This is a genomic window from Neisseria sp. P0022.S010, from assembly GCF_051956635.1.
In genome coordinates, this window is the sequence record NZ_JBQCXF010000073.1 from 1 (window position 1) to 11,722 (window position 11,722).

9 protein-coding genes, 1 tRNA gene and 1 pseudogene are annotated in these 11,722 nt (G+C 53.7%); 6 read left to right on the plus strand and 5 right to left on the minus strand.

Going from position 1 to position 11,722, the window contains the following annotated elements; translation table 11 throughout:
- Nucleotides 1-602: hypothetical protein (locus tag ACTHUT_RS08775; RefSeq protein WP_440418738.1), on the plus strand; the 602-nt coding region annotated here is incomplete at its 5' end.
- Between the two features lie 47 nt (nucleotides 603-649).
- Here ACTHUT_RS08775 and coaD read toward each other — a convergent pair.
- The 3 genes from coaD to ACTHUT_RS08790 all read right to left on the minus strand — a co-directional run bounded on the left by coaD (nucleotide 650) and on the right by ACTHUT_RS08790 (nucleotide 2,396).
- Nucleotides 650-1,162 (minus strand): pantetheine-phosphate adenylyltransferase, encoded by a 513-nt coding sequence (gene coaD / locus ACTHUT_RS08780; RefSeq protein WP_070712092.1) that lies wholly within the window; start codon nucleotides 1,160-1,162, stop codon nucleotides 650-652.
- Nucleotides 1,163-1,269: 107 nt separating this feature from the next.
- Nucleotides 1,270-1,956 carry a Bax inhibitor-1 family protein gene (locus tag ACTHUT_RS08785; protein ID WP_070712093.1) on the minus strand — a complete coding sequence of 229 codons (687 nt, stop codon included), beginning with the start codon at nucleotides 1,954-1,956 and terminating at the stop codon, nucleotides 1,270-1,272.
- Nucleotides 1,957-2,120: 164 nt separating this feature from the next.
- Nucleotides 2,121-2,396: an oxidative damage protection protein gene (locus ACTHUT_RS08790; RefSeq protein ID WP_440385993.1), complete on the minus strand. Its 276-nt coding sequence runs from the start codon at nucleotides 2,394-2,396 to the stop codon at nucleotides 2,121-2,123.
- Between the two features lie 127 nt (nucleotides 2,397-2,523).
- Between ACTHUT_RS08790 and glnE the strand changes: the two genes are divergently transcribed.
- The 5 genes from glnE (at nucleotide 2,524) to ACTHUT_RS08815 (ending at nucleotide 10,179) form a co-directional block, all read left to right on the plus strand.
- A complete protein-coding gene (glnE, locus tag ACTHUT_RS08795) occupies nucleotides 2,524-5,208 on the plus strand; it encodes a bifunctional [glutamate--ammonia ligase]-adenylyl-L-tyrosine phosphorylase/[glutamate--ammonia-ligase] adenylyltransferase (protein WP_440385994.1) in 2,685 nt (894 codons plus the stop codon).
- 267 nt (nucleotides 5,209-5,475) lie between these two features.
- A complete protein-coding gene (locus ACTHUT_RS08800) occupies nucleotides 5,476-6,570 on the plus strand; it encodes an FAD-dependent oxidoreductase (protein ID WP_440385995.1) in 1,095 nt (364 codons plus the stop codon).
- A gap of 168 nt (nucleotides 6,571-6,738) precedes the next feature.
- Nucleotides 6,739-8,802 (plus strand): glycine--tRNA ligase subunit beta, encoded by a 2,064-nt coding sequence (glyS, locus tag ACTHUT_RS08805; RefSeq protein WP_440385996.1) that lies wholly within the window; start codon nucleotides 6,739-6,741, stop codon nucleotides 8,800-8,802.
- 162 nt (nucleotides 8,803-8,964) lie between these two features.
- Nucleotides 8,965-10,044 carry an iron-sulfur cluster carrier protein ApbC gene (gene apbC, locus ACTHUT_RS08810; protein ID WP_070459640.1) on the plus strand — a complete coding sequence of 360 codons (1,080 nt, stop codon included), beginning with the start codon at nucleotides 8,965-8,967 and terminating at the stop codon, nucleotides 10,042-10,044.
- A 59-nt stretch (nucleotides 10,045-10,103) separates the two neighbouring features.
- A tRNA-Lys gene (locus tag ACTHUT_RS08815) sits at nucleotides 10,104-10,179 on the plus strand.
- A 195-nt stretch (nucleotides 10,180-10,374) separates the two neighbouring features.
- On the opposite strand, the gene ACTHUT_RS08820 is transcribed toward ACTHUT_RS08815, so the two are convergent.
- Nucleotides 10,375-11,628 carry an ABC transporter permease gene (locus ACTHUT_RS08820; RefSeq protein WP_440385997.1) on the minus strand — a complete coding sequence of 418 codons (1,254 nt, stop codon included), beginning with the start codon at nucleotides 11,626-11,628 and terminating at the stop codon, nucleotides 10,375-10,377.
- Nucleotides 11,625-11,722 (minus strand): annotated as a pseudogene (locus ACTHUT_RS08825) (ABC transporter ATP-binding protein); the annotation flags it as partial. The gene ACTHUT_RS08820 and the pseudogene ACTHUT_RS08825, both read right to left, overlap by 4 nt.

Genomic DNA, 11,722 nt, shown 5'->3' on the forward strand with positions numbered 1-11,722 from the left:
GGCCTAAGATACAATCGGCTTTTTTGCTTTGGATTTATGCCATGCTGTATGTGTTTGTTCGTGATATGTGGGATGTTTTGCGTTTGCGCTATCGTTCGCCGGAGACGTATTTGTATTCGCCTTTGGTGATGGCGGCGGTGTTGCTGCTGTTGGGCGTGGTGAACGCGGCCAACATGTCGCCTTTGTTTGGCAGCGGCGCGGCAGCGGTGTGCCTGTCGGTGATTTTGGTGATGGTGAAATGGTTGGTGTTGAGCCGCTCGATGCGCAAGGTGCTGCATTATTACGGTGCGCCCCGGCTGCCTTTGTGGGGCTTTATTTTGGTGTCTGAGGCTTTGCTGCTGCCGCTGTTGCTGGTGTTGTATGTGCCGGCGTTGGCTGTGTTTGCGCTGTTGTGGCAGGCTTGGGTGTTTGTGGTGCAGGTACGCGGTTTGATGTGGATGGGGAATGTGACGGTAGGCCGTGTTTTAGTGGGTTATGTGTTGTATGGTATCGGCATGTTGTGCGTGGGTACGGTGATTTTGATGTTGTTTATTAACGCCGGTTGGTTGGATATGGAAATGTTAAAACAAAACCTGCAGGCGGTGATGTCTGCCCGTCAATAATCAATGAAATTTGGAAGGCCGTCTGAAATGTTCGGACGGCCTTTGTTTTATGTGTTTGTTTCGTGGTCTTGCAGGATTTTTTGATAGACGGGGTCGGGGAGGTAGCGGCCTATCATGTCGCGCCAGCCTTGGGGGCCGACCAGGCCTTTGACCATGGTGGAGGATACTTCGGCGATTTCGCGCGGCGGCATCAGGAAGACGGTGGAGATTTCGGGGGCGATGTCGCTGTTGATGTAGCGCATCGAGCGTTCGTATTCGTAGTCGGCGGCGGAACGGATGCCGCGGACGATAAAATTGGCTTTAGCTTCGCGGGCGTAATCGACCAAAAAGCGGTTTTCAAACACGCTGATGCGGACGTTGGGGAAAGAGTGGGTAATGGCATCGAGCATGGCGCGGCGTTCTTCTATGGTGTAGGTACTGCGCTTTTCGGGATTGGTGCCGATGGCGACGATGAGTTCGTCAAAGAGGGATTGGGCTTCCTGTATCATCCACAGGTGGCCGAGGGTGGGTGGGTCGAAGCTGCCTGCGTACACGGCACGGCGCGGAGTGGTCGTGGTCATTTTGGGTTGGGAATGGGGGTTGTGTGGCGTTCAGGATAGGGGAGTTTGCCGGTGATGTCAAAAATCAAAAAAGGCCGTCTGAATTTCAGACGGCCTTTGCGGCTTGATCAGTCGTCACCGCTGAGAGAGATGAGGATTCTCAAGAGGCTGCTGAAAATGTTGTAGATGGAGATGAAGATGGTCAGCGCTGCGCTGATGTGGCTGTCTTCGCCGCCGTCGATGACGGTACGCACCTGCCACATAATCATCAGGGAACTGAAGACAACGAAGCCGGCCGCGATGGTCAGGCTCAGGGCAGGGATGTTGAGGAAGATGTTGGCCACAACGGCAATCATGAGCACGATGGCGCCGGCACCGAGGAAGCTGCCGAGTTTGTTCATGTTCATTGTGGTGCGGCGTGCCATGGCGGACATGGTGAAGAATACGCCGGCGGTCATGGCGGCGGCCGTACCGACGATTTGCGCGCCGTTGTTAATCGCCAGGGCGTATTGCAGCATAGGGCTGATGGCAAGGCCCATGCCGAAAGTGAAGATCATCAACAGGGCGACGCCGACGTTGCTGTAACGGTTTTTCTCGATCAGGAAGGTCATGCCGTAGAAGAAGCCGAAGAAGGCGGCCAGGGCAACCCAGTATGAACCGAACATGGCGAAAATGTTAAAGCCTGTTTTGGCGGAAAAGAACGCGCCGGCAATGGCAGGAATGAAAGACAGGCCGAGCAGGCGGTAGGTTTTTTGCAGGACGGTATTTTTGGCAACCGAGCCTTGCGAGGTATAGTCGTAAACGTCGTTTTGCATGGCGTTTGCTCCAGTGTGGATTGAAAATGAATGAAATTTGGATTTTAACAGAAAATCATGGGTTTGTATGATTTATCTGTTCTATTTGCCTAATATGCGGGGCAATCGGGAATTTTAAAGGCCGTCTGAAAATCGGGTTTCAGACGGCCTTGGCTTTTCAATGCTTATTTAGGCTCTTGCGGAACGTAGCCTTGTACGGCATCTGCTCCGTCGCCGAAGAAGTATTGTTCCATCTGCTGGGCGAGGTATTCGCGTGCGCGCGGATCGGCAAGGCTTAGACGGTTTTCGTTGATCAGCATGGTTTGGTGGCGGGTCCAAGCCATCCATGCTTCTTTGGAAACGTTTTCGAAGATGCGTTTGCCCAGTTCGTTGGGCAGCGGCGGAAATTTCATGCCTTCGGCTTCTTTGCCGAGTTTGACGCAGTGAACCATACGGGTCATGGCGGTTTCCTTATGATGGGTTGCAAAGTTGGTATTTTAGCCGATTGCACGGATAGGGGAAAGCGTGGCTTTCAGACGGCCTGAAAGCTTGCTATGATGGTCTTTTCTGTTTATTCAGGCAAAGATTATGAACCGCCTTGATACTGCCCGCCGTTATTCCCTTTTTCTCGCCCGTAATCTTGATTCCGGCAAACTCAAGCCCGAAATTTTCCTGCCTATGCTGGACAAGGCGTTGACCGAAGCTGATTTTCAAGCTTTTGCCGATTGGGACAAAATCCGTGCGGAAGAAAACGAGGAAGAATTAGCGCGGCAGTTGCGCGAGTTGCGCCGTTATGTCGTGTCGCAGATTATCGTGCGCGATATCAACCGCATCAGTGATTTGAACGAAGTAACCCGCACAATTACGCTGTTTGCCGATTTTGCCGTCAATACCGCGTTGAACTTTTCCTACGCCTATTATCGGGATATGTACGGTACGCCGATCGGGCGTTATACGAAATCGCCGCAGCATTTGAGCGTGGTGGCGATGGGTAAGGCGGGCGGCTATGAGTTGAATGTGTCTTCCGACATCGATTTGATTTTCATCTATCCCGAATCGGGCGACACCGACGGCAGGCGCGAACGGGGCAATCAGGAGTTTTTCACCAAAGTCGGGCAGAAACTGATTGCATTGTTGAACGACATTACCGCCGACGGGCAGGTGTTCCGCGTCGATATGCGGCTGCGGCCGGACGGCGATTCGGGCGCGCTGGTATTGAGCGAAACTGCGTTGGAGCAATACCTGATTACGCAGGGGCGTGAATGGGAACGCTACGCGTGGTGCAAAGGCCGCGTGGTTACACCGTATCTGAACGACATCAAATCGCTGGTGCGCCCCTTCGTATTCCGCAAATATCTGGATTACAGCGCGTATGAGGCAATGCGCAACCTGCACCGCCAAATCCGCAGCGAAGTCAGCAAAAAAGGCATGGCGGACAATATCAAACTCGGTGCGGGCGGTATTCGAGAAGTCGAATTTATCGCCCAGATTTTCCAAATGATACGCGGCGGCCAAATGCGTGCGCTGCAACTGAAAGGCACGCAGGAAACGCTGAAGAAACTTGCCGAGCTGGGCATCATGCCGTCTGAAAACGTCGAAACCCTGCTGGCTGCCTACCGATTCCTGCGCGATGTCGAACACCGCCTACAATACTGGGACGACCAGCAAACCCAAACCCTACCGACCTCGCCCGAACAGCAGCAACTGCTCGCCGAAAGCATGGGTTTCGACAGTTATGCCGCTTTTTCAGACGGCCTCAATGTTCATCGGAACAAGGTCAATCAGTTGTTCAACGAAATCTTGAGCGAACCCGAAGAACAAACGCAAAGCAACAGCGAATGGCAATGGGTATGGCAGGAAAAACCTGACGAAGAAGAACGGCTAGGCCGTCTGAAAGAATATGGGTTTGATGCCGAAACCATCGCCACGCGGCTCGACCAAATCCGCAACGGCCATAAATACCGTCACCTCTCCGCACACGCCCAGCCGCGTTTTGACGCGATTGTGCCGTTATTGGTACAGGCGGCGGCCGAGCAACCCAATCCGACCGACACATTAATGCGGCTGTTTGACTTCCTCGAAAACATCAGCCGCCGCTCCGCCTATCTCGCCTTCCTCAACGAACATCCGCAAACCTTGGCGCATCTGGCACAAATCATGAGCCAGAGCTCATGGGTGGCGGCATATCTGAGCAAATATCCGATTCTACTGGACGAACTTATCAGCGCCCAGCTTTTGGATACCGCGTTCGACTGGCCGGCCCTTGCCGCCGCACTTTCAAACGACCTCAAAGCCTGCGGCGGCGATACTGAAGCGCAAATGGACACATTGCGCCATTTCCAACACGCCCAAGTCTTCCGCCTCGCCGTTCAGGACCTTGCCGGATTGTGGACGGTAGAATCACTTTCCGACCAGCTCTCCGCCCTTGCCGACACCATCCTCGCCGCCGCCGTGCAGTGCGCGTGGGCGGATATGCCCAAAAAACACCGCGACACGCCGCAATTTGCCATCATCGGCTACGGCAAACTGGGCGGTAAAGAGCTCAGCTATTCCTCCGACCTCGACTTGGTCTATCTTTACGACGACCCGCATCCTGATGCAGGCGACGTGTACAGCCGCCTTGCCCGCCGCCTGACCAACTGGCTTTCCGCCGCCACCGGCGCAGGCAGCCTCTACGAAACCGACCTGCGCCTGCGCCCCAACGGCGACGCCGGCTTCCTCGCCCACAGCATCGCCGCCTTCGAAAAATACCAGCGCGAAAACGCATGGACATGGGAACACCAGTCCCTCACCCGCGCCCGTTTCATCTGCGGCACACCCGAAATTCAGACGGCCTTCGACCGCATCCGCACCGAAATCCTCACCGCCGAACGCGACCAAACCGCCTTGGCAGGCGAAATTATCGAGATGCGCGAAAAAATGTTCCCCACCCACCCGCCGGTTGACAGCAACGTCAAATACGCACGTGGCGGCGTGGTCGACGTCGAATTTATCGTCCAATACCTCATCCTTGCCCATGCCCGCCAGTATCCGCAACTCCTCGATAACTACGGAAACATTGCCCTGTTGAACATCGCTGCCGACTGCGGCCTCATCGACAAAACCCTCGCCGAACAAAGCCGCACCGCCTACCGCTTCTATCGCCAGCAGCAACACAACACCAAACTGCGCGATGCCAAAAAAACCGAAGTGACGGAAGAATTGCTGACCCATTACGGCAATGTGCGAAAACTGTGGCAGGAAGTATTCGGAGTAGAAGTGAAGTTCGGATAAACAGGCGGACGTATTCAGCGTCAAAGCCTGCACGGCAACACAATTTACTGCCACGACAAACTCACTCTAAATAGTAGGTTTTATGTAAGGAAGATATTTTTATAAAAGCTGATTGGCAGCTTGAGGGAAGATTTTTGTTTACGTATTACTGATTCAGCCCGAACATGATCTGCAAAAACTGTTCTCATTTTGTGTCGATATTGTGATAAAGCAAAACAAGTTCTAAAATATGCAGTTCATTTTCATATTAAAAACAAGGAGAAACTAATGTCTAAGATTGCTGTACTCGGCGGCGGCCTTTCCGGTCGCCTTATTGCGTTCCAATTGGCGGAGCAGGGCGTGGCGGTAGAGTTGTTTGAGAAAGGCGAACGCAACGGCGCGCAAGCCGCCGCTTATGTTGCCGCGGCCATGTTGGCGCCGTCTGCCGAAGCGGTGGAGGCAACGCCCGAAGTCATCCGTTTGGGCAAACAAAGCATCGCGCTTTGGCGTGCGATTGTCGGCCGTCTGAATACGCCGGTGATGATGCAGGAAAACGGTAGCCTGATTGTCTGGCACACGCAGGACAAGCCGCTTTCTGCCGAGTTCGCCCGTCATTTGAAGCGCGGCGGCGTGGCGGAACATGAAACCATACGTTGGAACGCGGATGAAATCGCAGCAAACGAGCCGCAACTGGCAGGACGGTTTTCAGACGGCCTGTATCTGCCGACAGAAGGGCAGTTGGACGGACGGCAGGTATTGAATGCGCTTGCCGATGCTTTGGCATCGATGAATGTGGCGTGTCATTGGTCGTGCGAACGCGAAGTCGAAGATTTGGCGGTGCAATACGATTGGGTCATCGATTGCCGCGGTTATGGTGCAAAGAGCGCGTGGAACAGGCCGTCTGAAAGCGTTTTACGCGGCGTTCGTGGCGAAGTGGCGCGCGTTTACGCACCCGAAATTGAGCTGTCCCGCCCCGTGCGCCTGCTGCATCCGCGCTATCCTTTGTATATCGCGCCGAAGGAAAACCATATTTTTGTGATTGGTGCGACCCAAATCGAAAGCGAAAGCCAAGCGCCGGCCAGCGTGCGTTCCGGTTTGGAACTTTTGTCCGCGCTGTACGCCGTGCATCCGGCATTTGGCGAGGCAAATCTTTTGGAACTGGCTACCGGCCTGCGCCCGACTTTAAACCACCACAACCCCGAAATCCGCTTCAACCGCGAACGCCACCTGATTGAAGTCAACGGTCTGTTCCGCCACGGCTTTATGATTTCTCCTGCCGTTACCGACGCGGCTGTACGTTTGGCCGGTGCGCTGTTTGCTGGAGGCGACATTCCCGAATACGACGAAACCAGCGGTTTGCCGTATATCCGTGCCGCACATTGAAGCCGTTGCGGACGAAGTTGCTTGAAAATCGGGCAAATTGTTTGTGAAAGACAGCCACAGGCCGTCTGAAAATGATAAAATCGCTGTCAATTCAATTAACCTTGCGTCTGAAAACCGCATGATGCTGTATTCAGACGCCAAACCAATTTCCTATTTAACGATAAGCACATGACAACCCAAACCCTTTTAATCGAACTTCTCACTGAAGAACTCCCGCCCAAAGCCCTCAATAATCTGGGCAACCATTTTGCCGCTTCTGTTGCCGAAGGCTTGGAAAAAGCGCAACTGATTGACGGCGCAGCTGAATACACTGCCTATGCTTCTCCGCGCCGTTTGGCCGTTCAAGTCAACAACGTGAAGGCCGTTCAAGCCGATCAAAAAATCGTGAAAAAAGGCCCGGCCGTGGCGAATGCTATGAAAGATGGTGCGCCGACTAAGGCTTTGGAAGGTTTTGCGCGCGGTGCGGGTGCGAAAATCGAAGACCTGACCATCGTCCACGACGGCAAGCAAGACGTGTACGCCTACGAGTACGTCCAAACCGGCAAATCATTGGGCGAACTTTTGGAAGACATCATCAATGCCGCAGTGAAAAAACTGCCGATTCCTAAAGTCATGCGTTGGGGCAGCAGCACATTTACCTTCGTTCGCCCTGTACACAGCCTGATCGTGCTGCACGGCGGCGACATCGTAAACGTCAGCGTTTTGGGCCTGCAAAGCGGCAACAAAACACTGGGTCACCGCTTCCTCTCCAGCGGCGAAATCGCCATCGAAAACGCCGACAGCTACGCCGCACAAATGCGCGAGCAAGGCAAAGTAGAAGCATCGTTTGCCGAACGCAAAGCCGCCATTCAGACGGCCTTGAACGAGCAGGCAGGCCGTCTGAACGCGACCGTTGCCGCCGATGAAGCCTTGTTGGACGAAGTGACCGCATTGGTCGAATGGCCTGTGGTATTGGAAGCCGGTTTTGAAGAACACTTCCTCGCCGTGCCTCAAGAATGCCTGATTCTGACCATGCAGCAAAACCAAAAATACTTCCCGCTGCTCGACCAGAATGGCAAGCTGATGAACCGCTTCCTGCTGGTGTCCAACCTGCAAACCGAAGACCCGTCACACATCATCCAAGGCAACGAACGCGTCTTGCGCGCGCGCCTGTCTGATGCCGAGTTCTTCTACAAACAAGACCAAAAAGCGACTTTGGAAAGCCGCCTGCCGAAATTGTCCAGCGTGGTTTACCACAACAAAATCGGTTCGCAAGCCGAGCGTATCGAGCGTCTGCAAAGCATTGCCGCCCATATCGCCAAAGCGTTGGGCGCGGATGCTGCCGCAGCCGAGCGCGCCGCACGTTTGGCCAAAGCAGACTTGGTGACCGAAATGGTCGGCGAGTTCCCCGAATTGCAAGGCACGATGGGCAAATACTACGCCCGCTTGGACGGTGAAACCGAAGAAATCGCCGAAGCCATCGAGCAACACTACCAACCGCGCTTTGCCGGCGACAACCTGCCAGAGGGCAAAGTGGCAACCGCCGTTGCTTTGGCCGACAAACTGGAAACCTTGGTCGGCATTTGGGGTGTCGGCCTGATTCCGACCGGCGACAAAGACCCATACGCCCTGCGCCGCTCCGCATTGGGTATTTTGCGTATGCTGATGCAATACGGTTTGGACGTAAACGAACTGATTCAGACGGCCTTTGACAGCTTCCCGCAAGGTTTGCTCAACGAGAAAACGCCGTCTGAAACCGCCGACTTCATGCAGGCGCGTTTGGCCGTGTTGCTGCAAAACGATTATCCGCAAGACATCGTTGCCGCCGTATTGGCGAAACAGCCGCGCCGTTTGGACGACGTAGTGGCCAAACTGCAGGCCGTTGCCGCGTTCAAACAGTTGCCCGAAGCTGCCGCGCTCGCCGCTGCCAACAAACGCGTACAAAACCTGCTGAAAAAAGCCGATGCCGAGTTGGGCGCGGTTAACGAAAGCCTGCTGCAACAGGACGAAGAAAAAGCCTTGTACGCCGCTGCTCAAGGTTTGCAGCCGAAAATCTCTGCCGCCGTTGCCGAAGGCAATTTCCAAACTGCTTTGTCCGAGCTGGCTTCCGTCAAACCGCAAGTCGATGCATTCTTCGACGGCGTGATGGTAATGGCTGAAGATGCCGCCGTGAAGCAAAACCGTTTGAACCTGTTGAACCGCTTGGCAGAACAAATGAACGCAGTTGCCGACATTGCGCTCTTGAGCGAATAAGGCCGCGTTTCAGTTGACCCTTTTTTCAGGCTGCCCGATGATTCAGGCAGCCTGAAGTTTTTCGGGCGTATCCCTTGCATGGCGTTCAAGGGTATAATTCGGCAGATTTGTCGCACGACAAATCGCGCACATAAACAATTTCCCACATTCAAGAGGCAGATTATGAATATCCCAGCCATCCGAACCGCACTCGATGCCGTATTGATTCCCCACACAATGCGCACCTTAGGCAGCGAAAAAGCCGTTACACTCCTTGAAGAGCGTTCAGACGGCCTGCATATCGGCCTGAAATTCGCGTTCCCAGTTGCCCATATTGCCGCAGACATTGCCAATGCCGTTCAAGAAGCCGTCATTTCGCATACCGGCGATACCCACATTCACTTGAGTATCGATACCGAAATCGGTACGCATAAAGTTCAACCCGGCGTAGCAACCATCAAAGGCGTGAAAAACATTATCGCCGTTGCATCGGGCAAAGGCGGCGTCGGCAAATCAACGACCACAGCCAACCTTGCCACCGCAATGGCCAGAATGGGCGCGCGCGTCGGCGTACTCGATGCCGACCTGTACGGCCCAAGCCAGCCCACCATGCTCGGCGTACAAGACCGCAAACCCGACCAACAAAACAAAAAACTCATTCCCGTTGAAGCCGAAAGCGGCATTCAAGTGATGTCCATCGGTTTCCTGGTCGATACCGACCAAGCCGTCGTTTGGCGCGGCCCGATGGTCAGCCAAGCCTTGCAACAGCTTATGTTCCAAAGCGAGTGGGACAATGTCGATTATCTCTTCATCGACCTGCCGCCCGGTACCGGCGATATCCAATTGACCCTGTCGCAAAAAATCCCCGTGACCGGCTCCGTTGTCGTCACCACGCCACAAGACATCGCCCTGATTGATGCACGCAAAGCCGTGGATATGTTCAACAAAGTCAATATCCCGATTTTGGGCGTTTTAGAAAACATGTCTGTCCATATTTGCACCAACTGCGGCCATGCCGAAGCAATCTTCGGCGCAGAAGGCGGCAAAAACTTGGCAGAGCGTTTGAATGTACCGTTGCTTGGCCAACTTCCATTAAGCCTGCCTGTACGCGAAGCTATGGATAGCGGCACATCTTCGGCCTTGTTTGAAAACAACCAAACCATCGCCGACATCTACACCGAAGCCGCCTTCCAAATTGCACTGGCCATTGCCGATAAAGGTAAAGACTTCAGCAGCCGCTTCCCGAAAATCGTTGTCGAATAAAAAAATTTAAAAAAGGTGTTGACAGCTGTGTACCCCATCTCTATAATGCACAGCTTATCGGGTCGTTAGCTCAGTCGGTAGAGCAGCGGACTTTTAATCCGTTGGTCGAGCGTTCGAATCGCTCACGACCCACCAAATATGAAAACCTACTTTGAAAAAAGTAGGTTTTTTTACGTTTGGATTTTGGGATTTTATTGAGCATATTTTATTATTGAGACAATCCATAGCGCATCAAGCATCAGGCCGTCTGAAAATATCTTTCAGACGGCCTGAAGTTTTTTATAGGAATGTTTTTGAGAAATAAGCTTTCTACTTAGGGCAGACAAACGTTTAAAACCTTACCTGCGTCTGCAACTGCCTACGATAAACCAATACGGCAGCAGTCAGCGTGGCAAAAGAGAACGCAGACAGTAAAAGCAGATAACGGTCGATTCCGTCCAGTCCGCTGCGGTTGAGCAGCAATTCTTGAAAAGCCTTCAAGCCCCAAGCCATTGGGGAAATCCAAGTGAGTTGCTGCATGGTTTCGGGCATGACGTGTGCGGGCACCATAATGCCGCCGATTGCCGCCATCAGGATAATGCCGCCGCCGCCGAGTACGACGGCGTGTTCGGTAGATTTGGCGCAGACGCTGATTAACAGCGCGTAGCCAAGGGCGGCGGCACTGACGGCAGCGGACAGCAACGCGTAGGGAACAAGGCTGCCATTGAGTATGAGGGCGGGCACGCCGATTTCGGGCAGAAGGTAGCGGCCGAGCAGCAGCATTCCGACAAACTGAAGCTGGTTAATCAGAAAATAGGGGACGAGTTTGGCGGCAATCAGGCCGGACGCGGAAGCGCGGGCGAGACGCAGGCGGGTAATGGTGTTGGTCTGGCGTTCTAATGCCATGACGTTCGACAGCGGTATCATAATGAAAAACATACCGAAAATCAGCCATGCAGGGACGCTGTGCTGTACGGCGTTGGGTTTTTCCACCGTGCCGCTGCCTGCACTCAGGTAATGCTCTTCCAGCATTTTTTTATCTAAAAAGCTGCGCACGGCGGCGAATTGTTCGTCGTTTTTTTCATCCACTTTTTTCTGGATGTCTTTGCGGATGGCGCGGGGCAGTTTTTTATTGTCGATTTTGATGCCGTCGTTGTTGTCGAAATAAGCGTCCAAGCGTGTTTCGGTATAGTGCTGCTGCAAAACGCCTTTGACAGCCGCCAGCCATGAAGGCTCGGTATCGGGCGGTACATAGATTTGCAGGGCTTTGTCGTCGGCGATTTTGCCGGAAGCGGGGTTCGGGTTGTGCAGCACCAGTTGGAAACGTTTGTCGTGCAGGCCGTTTTGCGCGTCGGTCAGTTTTTCAGACGGCATCAGCGTAACATGAATCTGCTCTTTTTCCAACGCGGCGGTCAGCGCGGTATTGATACTGTCGTTTGCTATGCCAACCAGCGCGATACGGCTGTCGGTGTGCGGATCTTGGTCGCGGCTCAGCGCCAACGACATAATCAGCATGAAGGCGATGGGCATCACAAATAACACTGCCAAACCGTGCAGGTCGCGGCAGAGCAGTTTGAGTTCTTTGAGGAGGGAGGAAGTCGTCATTGTGGATTTTGCTTATCTGTTGCCGGTTCGTCTTTGCGCAGGAAATCGAGGTAAAACGTTTCCAGCGAACCGTGTCCCTGCTGGAAGTAGCGGA